This window comes from Dyadobacter sp. CY347, from assembly GCF_021502655.1.
In the GTDB taxonomy this organism is placed as follows: Bacteria; Bacteroidota; Bacteroidia; order Cytophagales; family Spirosomataceae; genus Dyadobacter.
In genome coordinates this window covers 31683-49231 of the sequence record NZ_JAKFFT010000007.1, presented here as the reverse complement: position 1 = coordinate 49231, position 17549 = coordinate 31683, and the positions used below count along the sequence as shown (strand labels likewise).

The 17549-nt window shown below is 43.9% G+C and carries 16 protein-coding genes; 9 read left to right on the top strand and 7 right to left on the bottom strand.

Annotated features, from left to right (window positions below):
• Positions 1–4 precede the first annotated feature (4 nt).
• On the top strand, positions 5–505 hold the full coding sequence (locus tag L0659_RS15945; protein ID WP_235127563.1) for a hypothetical protein: 501 nt from the start codon (positions 5–7) through the stop codon (positions 503–505).
• A gap of 43 nt (positions 506–548) precedes the next feature.
• Positions 549–1028 (top strand): gliding motility lipoprotein GldH, encoded by a 480-nt coding sequence (locus tag L0659_RS15940; protein WP_235127560.1) that lies wholly within the window; start codon positions 549–551, stop codon positions 1026–1028.
• A 3-nt stretch (positions 1029–1031) separates the two neighbouring features.
• On the opposite strand, the gene L0659_RS15935 is transcribed toward L0659_RS15940, so the two are convergent.
• Complete coding sequence (locus L0659_RS15935; RefSeq protein ID WP_235127558.1) at positions 1032–2252, bottom strand: AI-2E family transporter; 1221 nt, start codon at positions 2250–2252, stop codon at positions 1032–1034.
• Here L0659_RS15935 and L0659_RS15930 point away from each other — a divergent pair.
• Complete coding sequence (locus L0659_RS15930) at positions 2251–3090, top strand: hypothetical protein (RefSeq protein WP_235127554.1); 840 nt, start codon at positions 2251–2253, stop codon at positions 3088–3090. The two genes, L0659_RS15935 and L0659_RS15930, sit on opposite strands and share 2 nt — an antisense overlap.
• A gap of 86 nt (positions 3091–3176) precedes the next feature.
• Positions 3177–3887, top strand: coding sequence for a response regulator transcription factor (locus L0659_RS15925; protein WP_235127553.1), 711 nt, complete (start codon positions 3177–3179; stop codon positions 3885–3887).
• 2 nt (positions 3888–3889) lie between these two features.
• On the opposite strand, the gene L0659_RS15920 is transcribed toward L0659_RS15925, so the two are convergent.
• A complete protein-coding gene (locus tag L0659_RS15920) occupies positions 3890–6385 on the bottom strand; it encodes an AsmA-like C-terminal region-containing protein (protein WP_235127552.1) in 2496 nt (831 codons plus the stop codon).
• Positions 6386–6603: 218 nt separating this feature from the next.
• Between L0659_RS15920 and lysS the strand changes: the two genes are divergently transcribed.
• Entirely contained in the window at positions 6604–8319 is a 1716-nt protein-coding gene (lysS, locus tag L0659_RS15915; protein ID WP_235127551.1) for a lysine--tRNA ligase, read from the top strand.
• Positions 8320–8381: 62 nt separating this feature from the next.
• Here lysS and L0659_RS15910 read toward each other — a convergent pair whose 3' ends face one another.
• Positions 8382–8576: a cold-shock protein gene (locus L0659_RS15910; protein WP_026629450.1), complete on the bottom strand. Its 195-nt coding sequence runs from the start codon at positions 8574–8576 to the stop codon at positions 8382–8384.
• A 349-nt stretch (positions 8577–8925) separates the two neighbouring features.
• Here L0659_RS15910 and L0659_RS15905 point away from each other — a divergent pair, with 349 nt between their 5' ends.
• The gene (locus L0659_RS15905) at positions 8926–9147 is read left to right on the top strand and encodes a PspC domain-containing protein (protein WP_235127550.1); all 222 of its coding nucleotides are present in this window, start codon (positions 8926–8928) and stop codon (positions 9145–9147) included.
• Here the strand turns inward: L0659_RS15905 and L0659_RS15900 are convergent.
• The 4 genes from L0659_RS15900 to L0659_RS15885 all read right to left on the bottom strand — a co-directional run bounded on the left by L0659_RS15900 (position 9128) and on the right by L0659_RS15885 (position 14628).
• Entirely contained in the window at positions 9128–10162 is a 1035-nt protein-coding gene (locus tag L0659_RS15900; RefSeq protein WP_235127545.1) for a glycosyltransferase family 2 protein, read from the bottom strand. The genes L0659_RS15905 and L0659_RS15900 overlap by 20 nt on opposite strands.
• An 11-nt stretch (positions 10163–10173) precedes the next feature.
• Positions 10174–10521: a YbaB/EbfC family nucleoid-associated protein gene (locus L0659_RS15895; protein WP_235127542.1), complete on the bottom strand. Its 348-nt coding sequence runs from the start codon at positions 10519–10521 to the stop codon at positions 10174–10176.
• Positions 10522–10574: 53 nt separating this feature from the next.
• Positions 10575–12497, bottom strand: coding sequence for a gliding motility-associated C-terminal domain-containing protein (locus L0659_RS15890; protein WP_235127534.1), 1923 nt, complete (start codon positions 12495–12497; stop codon positions 10575–10577).
• A 181-nt stretch (positions 12498–12678) separates the two neighbouring features.
• The gene (locus L0659_RS15885; RefSeq protein ID WP_235127531.1) at positions 12679–14628 is read right to left on the bottom strand and encodes a gliding motility-associated C-terminal domain-containing protein; all 1950 of its coding nucleotides are present in this window, start codon (positions 14626–14628) and stop codon (positions 12679–12681) included.
• 184 nt (positions 14629–14812) lie between these two features.
• On the opposite strand from L0659_RS15885, the gene L0659_RS15880 reads away from it, so the two are divergent.
• From L0659_RS15880 to L0659_RS15870, 3 genes are read left to right on the top strand one after another with little or no spacing between them, the layout of a single operon-like run.
• Positions 14813–16060 carry a bifunctional 3,4-dihydroxy-2-butanone-4-phosphate synthase/GTP cyclohydrolase II gene (locus L0659_RS15880; RefSeq protein ID WP_235127529.1) on the top strand — a complete coding sequence of 416 codons (1248 nt, stop codon included), beginning with the start codon at positions 14813–14815 and terminating at the stop codon, positions 16058–16060.
• On the top strand, positions 16057–16485 hold the full coding sequence (locus tag L0659_RS15875) for a GNAT family N-acetyltransferase (protein ID WP_235127527.1): 429 nt from the start codon (positions 16057–16059) through the stop codon (positions 16483–16485). The genes L0659_RS15880 and L0659_RS15875 overlap by 4 nt, the downstream gene beginning before the upstream one ends.
• Positions 16486–16533: 48 nt before the next feature.
• Entirely contained in the window at positions 16534–17529 is a 996-nt protein-coding gene (locus L0659_RS15870) for a bifunctional heptose 7-phosphate kinase/heptose 1-phosphate adenyltransferase (RefSeq protein WP_235127523.1), read from the top strand.
• Positions 17530–17549 lie beyond the last annotated feature (20 nt).

Sequence of the window (17549 nt, the reverse complement as noted above, 5' to 3'; positions counted from 1 at the left end):
AGTTATGTACATTCCGTTTAGCGATATCGATTTTCAAGCAAGAGTATGGATTTACCAGGCTGACCGTCTGCTTACTGACACAGAAGTTGGCATTTTGACCGAAACTTTGAAAGCGTCACTGGATGGCTGGGAAGCACACGGAAAACCGCTTACTGCGTCCGGAAAAGTGTTTGAACATCGGTTTGTAGTCATTGCAGTGGATGAAAAGGATGAGTTGCCAAGCGGATGCTCGATTGATAAATCTGTACATTGGATACAGTCAGTTGGCCATTCGATGGGAATTGATTTCTTTGATCGTTCAATCGCTTACCTGGGTGCTGATAATCAGATCCATACAGTCCCTGTGCCTAGCATTAAGCAGGCTGTTACAGACGAAATCCTCACGCCTTCGACTATTATTTTTGATAATCAGGTAACGACAAAAGCACAATGGATGAACCATTGGAAAACCGCCGCATCAAACTCCTGGCTCAATCGCTACTTTTCGGCGACATCCAGCGTTTAGGTTTAAATGGTTAGTTTTGTCAATTAAACGATAACGGTTCGGAATGAAGTTTTTTTGGTTTGTCTCAATTCTTGCGTTCAGCCTGGCCCTGTCGGGCTGCGACGAAAATGTTGTTTATAAAGCACACGAAGACATTGATGACGGCCTTTGGTATATCAAAAACAAACCGACATTTAAAGTTGAGATAACGGATACAACGGCGACCTATAACATGTATTATCTGCTCCGTAACACGCTGCAATATCCGTACTATAACATGTATCTGACCAGGAATTTCGCCGCCCCGGATCAGAAAGTGATTTCCAACACGTTGGAAGAAGTTTATCTCTCCAACGAAACTACCGGAAAACCCTATGGAAACGGGTTAGGAGACCTTTTTGACCATAAAATCCCTTTCCTTAAAGATTACAGATTTCAAAAATCCGGCATTTATACATTCACACTAACGCAGTCCATGCGGCAAAACCCACTCCCGTTTGTGATGAGCGTGGGCATTAGTGTAGAAAAAGTTGTGGCAAAATAAATCTTATATTCCAGGATTAGCGGCCGGAGGAATTGTGCCGTCGGGGCGGTTCCGGGGTTTGTTCCGATATCTGCGGTAAGGTTTTTTCTTAAATTCCTTTTCAATCGTTTGCTCGATAACGGCCTCTTTCTGATCTTCCTTCACTTCATGCACAGGCTCACCGAGCAAAAATCCGTAAGGCTCCATGCTTGGGATCGTGTCGAAAATCACTTTCAGAATGGCAGTTACCGGCAAGGCTAAAATCAAACCGGACAATCCCCATAATTGACCACCTAAAAACAGCGCAACGATAGCGGCCAGCGGATTAACGCTCACTTTGGAACCTACAATATTGGGGGTGATAAAATTGCCCTCCAAAAACTGCACAAAGCTCATAATCCCGATCACACCAACGGCATACCAGGGCGAATCCATCGTTACAACGGCCAAAAGCGCCGGAAGAACCGAGCCAATAAGGATTCCAATGTATGGAATGAGAATTAGAAACCCAGCCAGAAAACCAAAGAAAATCGCGTGCGGAATGCCTAAAAGCAGCAATCCGATGCTGTTTAAAACCCCCACAATCAGAATTACCAGGAACAATCCTGACAGGTAACTCTGAATCACTTCATAGATTTTTTTCAAAAGCGCATTCAGCGATTCATTAGGCACATTAGTGATCGCTTTGTGAACAAAACGCCTGAAAAAATCCCTGTAAAGCAGAAAAAAGAAAATGTAAAGCGGGATTAAAATAAATGTTGAAATGGCGCCGGTGGTGGTAACAAGCGTATTTAACAAAACAGCCCTACCCTCACTCAAAGCATTGATCAGGTATTTTTTGCCTTCGCTGACCTGCTGGCTGCGGCTAATGTTGAGATAGCGCTCACCCATGGTAAGTGTTTGATCCAAAATCGTTTCTGCTTTCTCAGTGATCCTGGGAAGCTCTTCTGCGAAACTGCCTATTTGTAAAGACACCACATACACAAGCACGATGATCACCAAAAAAAGGGCAAGAATGCTGAGCAGAATGGACCCGATCCGCGGCACACGATGCCTTTCCAGCCAGGCACAAACAGGATGTAGAAGAATGGCCAGCAAAATCGAAAACGCGATGGGAATAATCGTTTCCCGAAGAATGAAGAGGATATAAACAAACGCAATAAGTGCAACCAGTATGCTTGCCAGTTTCAGGTAAAGGGGGGTTTCTTTATCTTTGTTTGGAAGAGGACGTAAAGAGGAATTCATGAATAAATTAATGTATCTGTGGTTTGCTGTCAAAACTGTGTTCTGTACTTGCCAGCCCGATCATAAGATCAACGATTTCAAGAAAGTACGTTCTCAATACAAAATTAGCAAAATAGGCAAGCTTCCCGCAGTTGCTTCGGAAAGTTCAGGTTTGGCAAATGGCTCTGCGCCTGGTCTTTTTATTACGCATAATGACAGCGGTGGCAGCGCAGCGCTTTACGAATTTGACCTTTCCGGCAAACTCATATCTACAAAAAATGTCCCTGACGCAAAAAACGTAGACTGGGAAGATCTGACGAAAGATGGCGAAGGCAATTTCTATATTGGTGATTTCGGAAATAACGGGACACCACGGGAGAAGTTTGACGTTTATAGATTTAATGAAAAACAGCAGGCTACCGAAAAGATATCATTCCATTATGCGGCTCAGAAATCTGCGGCAAGGATAAACGATAAGCCGGCATTCGATTGTGAATCTGTGTTTTATCATCAAAAAAACCTTTATCTCTTTTCTAAAAATTGGGATAAAAACAAATATGTTAAACTCTACCGCGTTCCCGCAACGCCGGGAAGTTATACCCTGACTGCCATGGACAGCATTCGCATTAATTCGCAAGTCACTGCGGCCGATATCAGTCCAGACGGTAAGACTTTCGCTTTACTGACTTATGGTAAGGTCCTGCTGTTCGGCGTGGAAGGCAGCAGCATTGATTTTAATAAACCGCTTGGATGTTTTCGTTTTGTAAAAAAGCAGAATGAGGCGCTCCTGTTTTTGAATAATACCGATATGCTCGTAACGAATGAGCAAGGCGACATTTACCGGATTACTTATAAATGATATTATGTTTCTGTTAACAATGTTGTAAAGCATGTAATCTGAATATAACATCTGCTAATTTCGAACTGCGTTTTAATAAGAAAAACATGAGCATTGCTAAATCTGCCGCGTCAGCCCCGAAAGTCCTAGTTGTTGACGACGACTCCGATATTGTTGAACTTCTGGAATATAACTTAATTAAGGAAGGCTATTCGGTGGTCACCGCTTCCAACGGCAAGAAAGCGATCGAAATCGCCAAGACATTTATTCCCGATCTGATCCTGCTGGACATTATGATGCCGCAGTTGGATGGCATTGAAACGGGCCGCATTTTGCGGAGTAACCCGGAGATCAAAAACACTTACATTCTTTTTTTAACGGCAAGATCGGAGGAATATTCGGAGGTTGCGGCGTTTGACGTTGGCGCTGACGACTACATTACAAAGCCCATCAAGCCCCGGGCCCTAATGAGCCGCATTAATGCATTGTTTCGCCGGGAAGCCCAGAAAGCGGAATCCGGTGATCAAATAGACATTTTGGATTTGACCATTAACCGGAAAAATTATACGGTTACGCAAGGTTCTGAAAAGTCTGTTGTGCTGCCTAAAAAGGAATTTGAATTGTTGTTTTTTCTGGCGCAGACGCCTAATAAAGTCTTTAACCGCGACGAATTATTGCAAAAGATCTGGGGTGCAGATATTTATGTACTGGAACGAACTGTCGATGTCCATATCAGAAAGCTGCGTGAAAAACTGGGCGACCGTTACATTAAAACCCTTAAAGGTGTGGGTTATATGTTCAGCAACGAGGCGGAATAACCTTATTTTTCAATGAGGTCGGGGTTAATCTCGGGCTCGTCCTTTTTGTCCTTATCCTTTTCTTTCTTCTTCCTGAACGCGAGCTTAATATTTACTTCACCATTTTCATCGATTGCTCTTAGGAAAATCTTGGAGCCTTGCTTTTTCTCTTCATTATTTGGGTCGAGCACGTAAGTCGAATCCCGTTTTTTGAGATTGCTCAGCGGGATCTGAATGTTGATATCCGTTTTCTTACCAAAGCTGTAAATGCCATCAATGTAAAGCGTTACCACATTAGACTCGATTTCCAAGGGCGCGATCTCGATCTCCTGGCCACTCAGCTTGAAATCGCTGCGAATAGGCGCAAATTTCACGCGTTCAAAATTCCTTCGCTTGAAAATGAGCTTTTTCATTTTCATGAATGGCTCAAAATTAAGAATGTAAGCATTGGTAAGGTCGATGCGTAACAAGCCCTTCATTGTGGAAGGAATTAACCTGACATTGTTATTAAGCCGTGACTCAAAACTAAAATCTGTATTCAGAATTCCTTTCAAGTTTTGATGTGTCAGGGTTTTTTGTCCAAAATCATCAAACGAGTAAAAAACCGAATGCACGTCCGCATTCGCGATTTTGCCACGCATCGCCATATGAGGCAACTGGCTTGCTCCTGAATTATCCATCTCGCCGGAAACGCGCACATTCCCGCCGCCAAACGCTTTCATGACAAAATACTCAATGCTAACGGCATTGTTTTTAATTGTAAATTGCCCTTTCACGTCCCTGGCATTAAAATTCCTGTAATTCAGCTTCTTAGCATCCAGTTTGGCCACAATTTGCATTTGGTCAATGGCGTCGTCCAGCAATTCCACCAGTTTCAGCTTCTTCTTTTTCTTCTTCACGACTTGCCGGGGCGCAAGCAGCGTTTCCAGCCAGTTCATTTTCCAGTTTGGAATGTTAATGTCCACATTTGCCCTAAGCGGCTTGGGAGACCCAAAAAGATAGGGAATCAAATCAAGCACTTTCCCCCTGATATAGAGCATATTCTGACCATCGGACAAGCTGAGGTCAGGGAATACAAATGCTTTTTCGTTGAATGTAAAATCCCCTTTTATCTTTTTCAAATGCACCTGCCGAGGCAGATAATCCATTGAAATGTTGTTGATCGAAACCTTGCCGCTCAATTTGCCATTAAAGCGGTCGCGGCCTGGATCGTAAAAGTTTTTAAGGCTGCCGTCGAAATTGAAATCAATTTTAGCCGTCCCATTTTTGAACCGGTAACGGGCCGGGTCCAGAAGCTGGTCCAGGTTTGTAGAATCTGCATCCACGTTCCCGGTGATCCTGGCGATTGGATTTCGGAAATTGGTAATGGCAATGGCCAGCCGAAATGGGATTGTCTCAAATTTTCCTTTAACATCCGGTGCGGTTACCCGCGAATTGAGCGGCCCGGGGATTTGTGTTGTATCAGCCTGATTAGTAAAACTGCCTTCTGCGCGCATATCCCTTAACACCCCAACCGGCAGGTTGTATTGAAAAGTATCCGTCTTGAAATATACGTCAACATGGGGCTGCTCCAAACTGGCGATTTTTCCATTCACACGCACCTTCGTATCCACCTCCGTTTGAATCCCGATAGAATCAATTTGTTCTTTAATCTTTCTGTTTAAAAGCGGGAGTGCATTTTTGATGGCAATTTTCTTTGCCTCGAAGTTGAGCGTGAATTGTTTGGTAGAATCCGCAAAATCGAAAACCCCGTTGATCCCGATTTTATCATTGGTAGCACTTTCCAAAACGGAAGGGTAGATTTTTAGCAGCTGCTTATCTGCATCATATGCGAGTGCAAGCCCAATCCTTGTTTCCTGATTGATTAAAAAACCACCCTTTTTAGGCTTGAAAGTCAGCTGATTAAACAATACTGAACCATTCAGGCTGGCATTTGTGGTTGAATCCGTTGTGGTTATAATGTTGGTCACATCGTGAATTAGGGCTCCGTAATATTTTTGCTTGACAGAGTCGGAATAGCTGACGGCGAAATTAACGAAACGCATATTGCCGAGCTTTTTCAGGAGCCCGTCGTTTCCGTCGGAATCCTTTTTCTTCTTGTCTTTCGAATCTTTTTTGAAAATGCTCAAATTGGAATAGCCATCCTTTTGGACAAACAATTTCATCTTCCCATTTTCAAGGATCAGGTTTTTTACTTTAATGTTTCCCTTATAAAAGCCCGCAAGATCCAGCGCAATGTGCATTTGCTCTGCTTCCAGAAACGGTTTCTGGTGACGCTGATAAAGGCTGTCGGTAAGCTTTACGTTGGTTAATGTGAAGTTCAGACCAAAAGATCCGCTGAAAGGCCTGAACTTAAAGTCCTCAATTTCAAGGTTTCCATTCAGGTTCTCGTTTGCAAATTCCTTTGTTTTCTTGAATATATTGTCCCTGTTTCTGTAAACCCATATTTCGACTGCTCCGAAAAGAAAAAATGCACAGAGGGCAATTATTCCAAAGATTTTTAAAATTCTTGCAAACATGAAATGAGGGATTTAACGCAACTAATGTCCGACTGGCCTGATAATCAAAGCTACATTCGGCATTATAGAAATTATTAATAGCGTGCCAGCACATATACGTTTACAACGAACGAATGCAGGTTAATGGTTTCATCCTCGTTATTCACGGCAAAATATAGTACTTTTGCGGACTCTTTTCGAACACTGAGGTTGTCGTTTTCAAACCATTACTGTCAAAAATGCTATTAAGCGAACAGGAAATATTGCGCAGACAGAAGCGCGAAGAATTAATGCGGATGGGCATAGAACCTTATCCTGCCGAGGAATTTGTGGTGAATACATATGCCGCAGACATCACCAAGAATTACGAAAACAATAAGATAGATTATAAGCACGTCACAATGGCAGGCCGGCTCATGGGTTTCCGGATTATGGGAAGCGCTGCTTTTGCCGAGTTTCAGGACAGCACCGGACGTGTGCAGTTATATTTCCGCCGGGACGATCTTTGTCCAGGGGAAGACAAAACATTATATAATACAGTTTTCAAAAAGCTGCTGGACATCGGGGATATCATTGGTATTCAAGGATTTGTATTTACTACACAAACCGGCGAGATCTCTGTCCATGTGCAGGAATTTAAGCTTTTAAATAAATCATTGCGCCCGCTTCCCGTGGTAAAACGCGATGAAGAAGGCAACATTTACGATGGTTTTACCGATCCGGAATTACGCTATCGCCAGCGTTACGTGGATTTGATCGTGAATCCGGAGGTGCGTGAAATTTTTATAAAAAGAGCCCGGATCATTACGACTATGCGCTCGTTTTTTGATTCAAAAAGCTGGCTTGAAGTGGAAACGCCGGTTTTGCAGAGCATTCACGGAGGCGCTGCTGCGAGGCCGTTTGAAACACATCACAATTCGCTGGATATGGATCTCTTCCTTCGCATTGCGACGGAATTGCATTTGAAACGGCTTATAGTGGGTGGTTTTGAAGGTGTTTATGAATTCGGAAAGCTGTTCCGTAACGAAGGAATGGACCGGACGCACAATCCTGAGTTTACCACGGTTGAGCTATACGTTGCCTACAAAGATTACCTGTGGATGATGCAAATGACCGAGCAATTGCTTGAACAAGTTGCGCTTGCAGTGAACGGAAAGACCACCGTCATATTCGGAGAAACTGAGCTGGATTTTGCCGGCCCTTATCCAAGATTGAGCATTACCGACGCCATCAAACAATATACCGGGCTCGATGTTGAAGCGCTCGACGAGACCAGCATCCGCGAGCAATGCCGCGCTTGGGGAATGGAAGTCACCGAAAGCATGGGCAAAGGCAAGCTCATCGATGAGATCTTTGGTGAAAAAGTGGAAGCGAACATTATCCAGCCTACATTCATTACCGATCATCCGGTTGAAATGTCACCATTGACTAAAAAGCACCGCACTAAACCGGGCATGGTGGAGCGTTTCGAGCTTTTTGTCAACGGCAGGGAAATCGCTAATGCATATTCCGAGCTGAATGATCCATTGGAGCAGCGCGAGCGTTTTGAGGACCAGCTTAAATTGAAAGAACGCGGCGATGACGAGGCCATGGAAATGGATGACGATTTCCTGAGGGCACTCGAATACGGAATGCCGCCAAGTTCCGGCATCGGAATCGGGATCGACAGGCTTACGATGTTGCTTACCAACAATTCCAGCATTCAGGAAGTGATATTCTTCCCGCAAATGCGCCCGGAACGCAGGGTTGAAATTGCCAAGGAACTGGATTATATCAATGCCGGGGTCCCAGCGGCCTGGGTTCCTGCATTACAAAAAATGAACATTCTTACCATTGAGCAGCTGAAAGCGGCTAACCCCAATAAGATCTTCAATGATCTGGGAGGCATGCGGAAAAAGCTCAAAATTGATGAAAAAATGCCTTTGCTGGACGATGTGAAGGCTTGGATCGAATAGAGAATAAATGAAAAATGCCACCCTGACGAGTGGCATTTTTCATTCCTGCAAAAAAAATACGATTATATCTTTTTTACCTGCACAGCGTTTAGTCCTTTTTTTCCTTCAACGACTTCGTATTCTACTTGGTCATTTTCACGGATAGTAAGTCCTCCCAATCCTGTCACATGGACAAAGATGTCTCTGTTTGTGTCGTCTTCAACGATGAAGCCGTATCCCTTAGCTTCATTGAAAAATTTTACAGTACCTGTTGGCATAATGGTTGAATAAAAAAATTGAAATAAGGTGAAAATACAAGACAATTGTAAGCGTTTCAATCAAAAGTCCAAAGGGCTTAACCAAATAATTGAGGGAGGCTCACTGCATTGGTAAAAGAAACTTTGGATTTTTTCATCAAGACATCCCGATTATAATGAACAACTTACAAAATCTTGAATCACAAAGAAACAAAAATTGTTTGGAAAACAATTTATTTGATTAAAGAATTTGAAAATTTACGAGTTAGCGGTATTTTGCCAATTCGCCTTGTTTTTAGGGTAATTTGAATACCGAATTGTATATGCGGTTAAAAATCCTTAATTATGAAGTAATTATTGAAACAATGGTATGAACAGACTACGCTATTACGTTGAGGACCAAATATTTGGTGTATGCGCAAAGTTGGGCGAAAAGCTCAATTTCCCGGCTAGCAGCGTCCGGTTGTACTTTATTTATGCCACATTCATGACTTTCGGCTCGCCGATTATCCTTTATCTGGTGCTTGCCTTCTGGATGGAGTTGCAGAAACACTGGCGCCGTCACAACAGTCCTACGATTTGGGAACTGTAATTTTATCAAGATTAATCCCGGTCAACTGACTAAACCGGTGCTTTCCCAGCACAAAATACTCCCAAACAATGCTTCTATAATATAGCGGAGCACGATTTGATGTCCGTTTCGTTTTCTTGATTAATGCCGGAATCATCAGATAAAACGCAATGTGTGCTCTTAAAATGGCAACAACATCGGGCCAGGCACCCGTCGCCATAAACCGAACGCTTGAAATCCCGTCCAATATCAACCGGATAAAAACCGTTTTCCATCTCCTGCCTTTTGGCAGATTTTTAAAAAGCATGATCAGGTTGTTCCTGTAATTAAGGAACGTTTTCCTTGGATTTGATTTATGCAATGTGCCGCCTCCTACGTGATAAACCACTGACTTACCGCAATATGTGATCCGGTATTGCATGTTCAGCAAGCGCCAGCAAAGGTCAATTTCCTCCATATGCGCGAAAAACGACTCGTCAAAACCTCCCGCACGATGAAACGCATTGGCGCGCACGAAAAGACAAGCGCCCGTTGCCCAGAACACATCCTGCTCGTCATCAAACTGACCCAGATCCTCTTCCCTTGTATCAAAAATCCGTCCTCTGCAAAACGGGTAACCCAGATAATCCATGTATCCGCCGGCCGCACCCGCGTATTCAAAATGGGTCGGAAGATCATAGGCGCGTATTTTTGGTTGGCAGGCGGCAATCCTTTCGTCCGAGTCCATGAAGGAGATCACGGGTTCTATCCAGTTTTCTGTAACCTCAATGTCGGAGTTAAGCAGAATGTAATAATCCGCTTCAATGCGTCCTAAGGCATCATTATAACCGCCGGCATAACCTTTGTTCTCGGAAATGGTGAGCGTGTGTAATGTTGGATAGTTCGCATTTAACCATTCGAGTGAATGATCTGTGGATGCATTATCGGCTATCCAAATTGCATAGCCTTCGGAATATTTTAATACGTTGGGGAGGAATTGTTCGAGATGGTGTCTGCCATTATAATTCAGGATGACAATCGCAACAGTGGGAGCCATTGATGAAGTGGTTATTTCATAAACCCTCCTAAATCAAGCCCGGGAATGTTGGGAAGTACACCGTCCGTAGCTTTTTGCAAGTGCTCTTTGATTTTCGGTTCAATGTTATCCAATGCCTTATTGACTGCGGCAACAATCAGGTCCTGCAACATTTCTTTATCATCGGGATTAACGAGATCTTTATCGATATCCAGGCTTATTAATGCTTTTTGTCCGTTTACAGTCGCTTTCACCATTCCACCGCCCGACTCAGCAACCTGGGTCAGCGTTACCAATGAATCCTGCGCGTCTTTCATGCGAGACTGAAGGTCTTTCATTTTGCCCATGAGCCCCATCATATCCGCCATATTACCAAACATAGTCGTACTAATTAAGTGATGCTTTTATAAAACCTTTTTACCGGAAATGGTTCCTATCGTAAAAGCATAAATGTACCACTTTTTTCAACAGTTTGATTGATATCGTCCACGAAAGTCATTTTGTAAACGTACGATCCAACCGGCGCATTTGCCCCGTTTATGGTCCCGTCCCAGCCCGTTGCAATGTCGTTGGAATGGAAAACCACCTCTCCCCAGCGGTTCATTACGGAGAAGTTAAAGGATTGAAGCTGATTGGATTTGGCTTCTAAAATATCATTATAACCATCACCATTCGGACTGAAAGCCTGTGGGACAAAAACACCCGCGCTTCTTTTGTAATTGATGATATTGGACAAGCTCTCAAACCCGCCCGCAGTAGAATTAGCCCTAACCTGGAAATTGTATTCAAGGTCGCTCTGTGCATTCACCTTAATAGTGTAATTCGTATTCATCTGAACGGGAATCACCTCCTCTGTCGTGCTCGAACCAGCCTGGATCACGTCATAGCCCGAAACGCCACCGAGAATCGGCGTCTCTGTTGTCCAGTTAAGTGTAGTTAAATTCTTTTTAAGTAAAATCGTACAAATCGGCTGGGATGCAGGGACTTTCTGACCGCAGGAATTGGTATAACTTATCCGGTAACAATAAGAAAGATCATTGGTTTTAACATCCGGATCCGAATATTCACTTTGATTAAAAAGCGTGATAATCTTCTTAAATAACGTCGCACCAGCCTCCGCTCTCTCAATGGTAAGGTCGTAAGTGCTGTTAGGACCAGCACCTGGAACATTTGCCTTGATGGTTACAATGTGATCCCCGGCAACCGTCACCGCAGCTTCCTTGATTGGCCTGGGCGTTGCAATTTCAGCCTTTACACCCACTGGCGCGGAAGTTGAAGTCACATCATTAATCTTTGCAACAACCTGATATTCAGAATAACTGCCACATTGAACGTCTTCATCTGTATATGTAATGTCGTTGATGGATGTGAAGCTTTTAATCACTGTCCCATCCCTCAAAAGGTCATAAGATGTAAAGTCAGCCGCGTCTGGATATTTGCTCCATGTAAGGATAATTTTTCCATCCTCAGACTTGCCGGAGAGGGTCATGCTGCTATATACTTTGCTATCTCTTTCGCCGGAGCATAGGTCTTGAGAAGATAGCTTTACCTGATAAACTTGATTTAAATTCCGATTCTTGATGTCATAGGGTTGCAAACCTCCGGAAGAACGCTTCCCGTCGGCCACATAGTTATTTCCGTCAGTAGAATATTTGATTTCGGTCGGAATGGCAACTATTCCCAAATAACTCAATCGCAACGTTCCATCTCCCCGCATCTCAACCGATTTTATTTCTATACTATTCAATTGCGCTTGCTGAAAAGATATGGGAAGCGTAGCTACCCTACCACCGTCACAGCCCCTGCCTGCATTGTAGCGACCGGTTATTGTGACAGTCGGACTGCTGCTAACGTCTGTATAGGTATGATCGAAACTTAAACTTTCTCCCTTATTCCATATTTGCGAACGTCCATCTCCCCAATCTATGGATATCTGATCATAGGCTTTTGAAATCGCATCATCGGTGATTGACAAAGTTACATTCCCTCCCCCACAAGATGTATATTGTGCTACAACGGGCTGACTTTCAAGAACATTTACTTTTTTACACTGATAAACGACAGTTCCATTTGACAAAAAAGCTTTTTGCAGAATTGTAAAATTCCCAGCAACACCATATCGATATGTGGATAATGGGCTTACACCGGGATTCGCTTGCCCTCTGTAATCAATAGCATAGGCCACATCGACTGCGTTAGCCACGTTACTAGTGATACTAACAGTAAGTGGTGCACACCCTTCCATGGGACTTACATTGAAATCTCCACCGCCAACATTGCAGAGTCCGCCCTGTGCTTGTAGTTTTCCGCTGAAAAAGAGTGAAATAAAGAAGAATGCTAGTAGTGTTAATCTCATAAGTGTGCAATATTATAACATGACTTTGTTAAGAGACTCATAGTAATTGGGAGTGTTATGAAGAACTGATGGTTGTAAAAGGGTTTGCAAAAATAATCTATTTCGGGCGAGAATGCCGCTTAACTATTAAACGGGATTGCATTCAAAGTATTATTCTGATCCACAAGCCATTAAAAAAATCCTATCTGATCAATAAAAAACTCCCATTTCTGGAAATCTGGCTCCCTAACGCATCCGTCATCTCGATTTTATACAAATAATAACCTCCTGGTGCTTTCTCGTTTTTAATGTTTCCGTCCCAACTGCCTGCAATGTCATCGGTTTGAAATACAACCTCACCCCAACGCGTAAAAACAGACATGCTGAATTTTGATATAGAATAGGCCTTCACTTCAAACCGCTCGTTGTAAGCATCGCCATTCGGGGTGAATGCGTCCGGAATAAGCACTATGAGATCTCTCCGCAACGAAAGTACATTGGAATAACTCTCCATATTCCCGTCTGCGGAGCGGGCTTTTACCTGATATGAAAAGGCAGATTGCGATCCGATATCGAGCACGTGACCGGTCTCCAACTGCTTGGGAATCTCATCCTGGACATTCCCGGCATTGTCCGTTTGAATCAAATCATAAGATGCTACGCTGGCCGTAAAAGGAGCATCGGCATTCCAAAAAACATCAGAAATCCGGTTTTGAAGAAGAATCGAGCAAATCGGCGTGCTGGGTGCGGGCGATTTGAGGTTGCAGGCATTTTCATAAGTGAACCGGTAACAATACGAAAGCTCATTTGGATTCACCTCTACGTCATCAAACGACAAACTTTGATTGTCGGGTTGGGAAACTTGCTGAAAATCCTGACTTCCCAATGCTGCACGTTCAATAATGAGGTCGTAACCGCTGGTAAGGCCTTCGCCGCTCAGGGCAACTTGTGTAGAAATGGTTTTTTCATCCTTAACTGTTACACTGGCAGTCGTGATCGTTTCGGGCGATGCACTTTTGGGAGCAATGCTGAAAGGCGTTGAGTACGAACGGACATCATTTTCAATGATCGCAACAATCTCATATTGATAAGTAGTCCCGCATTTGACATCCGTATCGAGATAGGAAAGCTGTTCTGATGATGAAAAAATGACCGAGCCGTCACGCTTTAATTGATATTGGATCAGATTGTCAGTATTTGGATAATGCTCCCAGGACACAGAAATGATCTCATCCAAAGAAACCAAACCTTCCTTAACCACCATGCTGCTGACGATCGGGCTGTCTATCAAGTTATCACAAAAATTCTTGGACGACAATTTAAAACGATACACCTGCTTGGCATTAAGCCCCGAAATTGTTGCGGATTGAGCGCCGGCCGATGAACCGCCTTTGCCTGTGGATACAAATTGCCCATCCCCTTTGTCAATCCAGATTTCCGTCGAAATGCCTTCCATGCCATCGTAGAGGATTTTTGCCTCGCCGGACGCAATCATTTCCACGCTCCTGATCCTGATTTTTGCCAGCGACTGCGGTGCAGTTTCTTTGGTTAATGTGGTTTTTAAAGTCTGGCTGCAATTCCCGGAAGCATGTTTTCCCTGCACAGTAATTGCTGGAAAATTGCCGGCGGAAGCATATTGATGATCATAAAAAAGCACACCGCCATTTTTAATGTTAACCGACTGACTTTTACGATCACCCCAATTGATCTCAATCGCGTCGTAAGCGGAGGAGATCGCATCATTAATGAGCGTAAGCCGCACACGGCCATTGTTACAAGTCATCAGCTCTGCCTTGGGAGCCCGGTTTTCCTTTACAATAACATCTTTACAAAGGCTGAATCCCGCGACATCTTTAATACTGCCATATTGCAAAATGGTGTAAGTCCCGGCAAGATTATAAACATGGGAAAGCTCAAAAGACCGGTCCTTTTCCTCCGGCGGCGAAGTGCTGTTTTTGTCGAAATTATAGGCGTATGTTACATTTTCAGCATTAACCATCTGATTCGTAATATTCACTGTCAATGGTGCGCAGCCTTCGGTGGGAGTGACGAGAAATTTACCGGTTGTACCGCAGAAGCCTTGTCCGATTACATTTTGGGGAACAAACAAACAGGCACTTAACAGGAACAATATCAGTAGATTAATCTTCATGAGTGAGTAAATTTATCTCAAAATGACGGGCTGGATAGTTCCTGCCGGTCATTGAAACGGATAAGCTAAAAGCTTTGTTAGAATGCAATGGAGGTTCAAAAATAGAACTTTTCAACATTAAGCATGTACCTTTGCAGAGTAAAAACGAGTTTTTGTTTAAAACTATTTTTCGTCAACCTGATTAATGAATAATAATAGCATTCCAATAGTTCTGGATTCCATAGATGAGGCCATAGAGGCCATAAAAAGAGGGGAAATGATCATTGTCGTTGATGATGAGGATCGTGAAAATGAAGGCGACTTTATCTGTGCCGCCGAGCTCATAACCCCAGAAATTGTCAATTTTATGGCCCGCGAAGGCCGTGGTTTGATTTGCGTTCCTATTACCGAAGAGCGCTGTGCTGAGCTGAACCTCGAAATGATGGTGGGCACGAACACTGCTTTGCACGAAACCGCATTTACCGTTTCTGTCGATCTGCTGGGACACGGCTGCACCACAGGGATTTCGGCCAGCGACCGTTCCAAAACGATCAAAGCGCTTGTTGATTCTGACACATTGCCCGAAGACCTCGGACGCCCGGGACATATTTTTCCATTAAAAGCCAAGCAGGGCGGCGTGCTGAGACGCACCGGACACACCGAGGCGGCTATCGATTTTCCAAGGCTTGCGGGGTTAGCACCAGCAGGAGTTTTGGTAGAAATTCTGAATGAGGATGGCTCCATGGCCCGTTTGCCTCAGCTTCGGGAAATTGCCAATCGCTTTAACCTTAAACTGGTTAGTATTAAAGACTTAATTGAATACAGACTTCAAAAAGAGTCCTTAATTAAAAGAGAGATCGGCGTGGATTTGCCCACCAAATGGGGCCATTTTGATTTGATAGCCTACCGTCAGATTAACACGGGTGATCTGCATTTAGCATTGGTAAAAGGAACCTGGGAAAAAGATGAGCCCGTTCTCGTGCGTGTACATTCATCCTGCGTTACCGGCGATATCTTCGGCTCCTGCCGCTGCGACTGCGGTCCCCAGCTGCATGCTGCCATGGAAATGGTGGACAAGGAAGGCAAGGGCGTGATCGTATATATGAACCAGGAAGGACGCGGAATCGGCCTTTTGAATAAATTAAGAGCATATAAACTGCAAGAAATGGGCAGGGATACGGTTGAAGCCAATCTGGAACTCGGTTTCCCGATGGACGACCGCGATTACGGCGTTGGCGCCCAAATCCTCCGTGACCTCGACGTGACCAAGTTAAAACTCATTACCAACAATCCTAAAAAACGCGCTGGTTTGATCGGTTACGGGCTCGAAATCGTGGATTCGGTGAATGTTGAAATTCCTTCGAACCCGCATAACGAGAAATATCTTTTGACAAAAAGAGATAAAATGGGTCATAATTTGAGCAACCTCACCATTCCGGTCAATAAAGGATGACGAATGTACAAGTTGTAAAGACTGAAAGCGACATGCAGAAATGCCGCAGGGCGATTCAGGCTTTACGTCCCCAGCTTACTGACGACATTTACCTGGAAGCCGTGAGAAAAACGCTTGCAGATAACCGTCAAATTATCTTTATCGAAGAAAACGGAGAAGCCGCAGCTGTTGCGGTTTTTGAAACAGGTTATAACCTTTTCAGAGGGGATTACATTTATATCGATGATCTGTCCACTTTACCGGAACAACGCGGCAAAGGATTTGCGGGCATTTTAATAGATTGGATTTTGGATTTTGCCAGGCATGGAAATTATGCACAAGTTCACCTCGATTCAGGTGTGTCTGAGGCGCGGACCGATGCGCACAGGCTTTATCTGAACAAGCGGTTCCAGGTTTCCAGCCTGCATTTTGTTACGAATGTCTGATTTAGTCAGGCCGGATCGAATATTTTGAATTAATAGGAAGAATTTTAAATGGATATCAATCAGGTTTTTGAAGCATTCAACACCTTGCGTGTACTGGTTATCGGAGATGTAATGCTGGACTCATATGTTTGGGGAAAAGTGGAAAGGATCTCCCCCGAAGCGCCGGTTCCGGTTGTGAATGTTCAAAAACGTGAGTATCGTCTCGGCGGTGCCGGCAATGTGCTTCTTAATGTGCAATCGCTTGGTGCAGAAGCCATTATCTGCACAGTAATTGGCACAGACAGCTCGGGAGATTTGCTTCAAAACAGTCTGAAGGACAAAGGTTTGAATTGCGAGGGCTTAATCCGCAGTGAAAGCAGGATTACGACCATTAAGGAACGTATTATCGCTGGTTCTCAGCAAGTTGTCCGCATTGATACAGAAACGGATAAGCCTGTTTCTCAAACTGAAACAGAAAAGCTCATTGCAAAAGCCAAAGAGCTGATTCCTAGCAGCAATGTGATCATTTTTGAAGATTATGACAAAGGCGTGCTAACCCCGGAATCTATTTCTGAGATCACTGCATTTGCCAACGAACACAATGTGCCAACCGTTGTAGATCCCAAAAAACGAAATTTCCTGGCTTACAACAACACCACATTATTTAAACCAAACCTGAAAGAATTGCGCGAAGGTTTGAAAATTGAATTCAATGTTGATAACCAGGAAGAACTTCGCGACGCCGTGAGGCATTTGAAAGAAGCACTGAATGTGAAGGGCGCATTAATTACACTTTCAGAACGCGGTGTAATCATTGATTATCAGGATGAAGTCCACAAGTTACCGGCGCATATCAGGCAAATTGCGGATGTTTCCGGGGCTGGCGATACGGTGATCAGCATTGCCGCTTGTTGCGTTGCGTTGGGCCTTCCTTCCAAAACCATTGCTGCGATTTCAAATCTTGGCGGCGGCCTGGTTTGTGAACTGGTTGGTGTGGTGCCGATCGATAAGGAGTTGCTTAAAACCGAAGCGCTGAACCTTATTATTCCACCCGCTTTCGCATAAGCTCAAACTGGAATCAGCTG

Coding starts and splice junctions, on each gene's coding strand:
- L0659_RS15945 (WP_235127563.1), top strand. CDS start 5: ATGTACATTCCGTTTAGCGATATCGATTTTCAAGCAAGAGTATGGATT.
- L0659_RS15940 (WP_235127560.1), top strand. CDS start 549: ATGAAGTTTTTTTGGTTTGTCTCAATTCTTGCGTTCAGCCTGGCCCTG.
- L0659_RS15930 (WP_235127554.1), top strand. CDS start 2,251: ATGAATAAATTAATGTATCTGTGGTTTGCTGTCAAAACTGTGTTCTGT.
- L0659_RS15935 (WP_235127558.1), bottom strand. CDS start 2,252: ATGAATTCCTCTTTACGTCCTCTTCCAAACAAAGATAAAGAAACCCCC.
- L0659_RS15925 (WP_235127553.1), top strand. CDS start 3,177: ATGAGCATTGCTAAATCTGCCGCGTCAGCCCCGAAAGTCCTAGTTGTT.
- L0659_RS15920 (WP_235127552.1), bottom strand. CDS start 6,385: ATGTTTGCAAGAATTTTAAAAATCTTTGGAATAATTGCCCTCTGTGCA.
- lysS (WP_235127551.1), top strand. CDS start 6,604: ATGCTATTAAGCGAACAGGAAATATTGCGCAGACAGAAGCGCGAAGAA.
- L0659_RS15910 (WP_026629450.1), bottom strand. CDS start 8,576: ATGCCAACAGGTACTGTAAAATTTTTCAATGAAGCTAAGGGATACGGC.
- L0659_RS15905 (WP_235127550.1), top strand. CDS start 8,926: ATGAACAGACTACGCTATTACGTTGAGGACCAAATATTTGGTGTATGC.
- L0659_RS15900 (WP_235127545.1), bottom strand. CDS start 10,162: ATGGCTCCCACTGTTGCGATTGTCATCCTGAATTATAATGGCAGACAC.
- L0659_RS15895 (WP_235127542.1), bottom strand. CDS start 10,521: ATGTTTGGTAATATGGCGGATATGATGGGGCTCATGGGCAAAATGAAA.
- L0659_RS15890 (WP_235127534.1), bottom strand. CDS start 12,497: ATGAGATTAACACTACTAGCATTCTTCTTTATTTCACTCTTTTTCAGC.
- L0659_RS15885 (WP_235127531.1), bottom strand. CDS start 14,628: ATGAAGATTAATCTACTGATATTGTTCCTGTTAAGTGCCTGTTTGTTT.
- L0659_RS15880 (WP_235127529.1), top strand. CDS start 14,813: ATGAATAATAATAGCATTCCAATAGTTCTGGATTCCATAGATGAGGCC.
- L0659_RS15875 (WP_235127527.1), top strand. CDS start 16,057: ATGACGAATGTACAAGTTGTAAAGACTGAAAGCGACATGCAGAAATGC.
- L0659_RS15870 (WP_235127523.1), top strand. CDS start 16,534: ATGGATATCAATCAGGTTTTTGAAGCATTCAACACCTTGCGTGTACTG.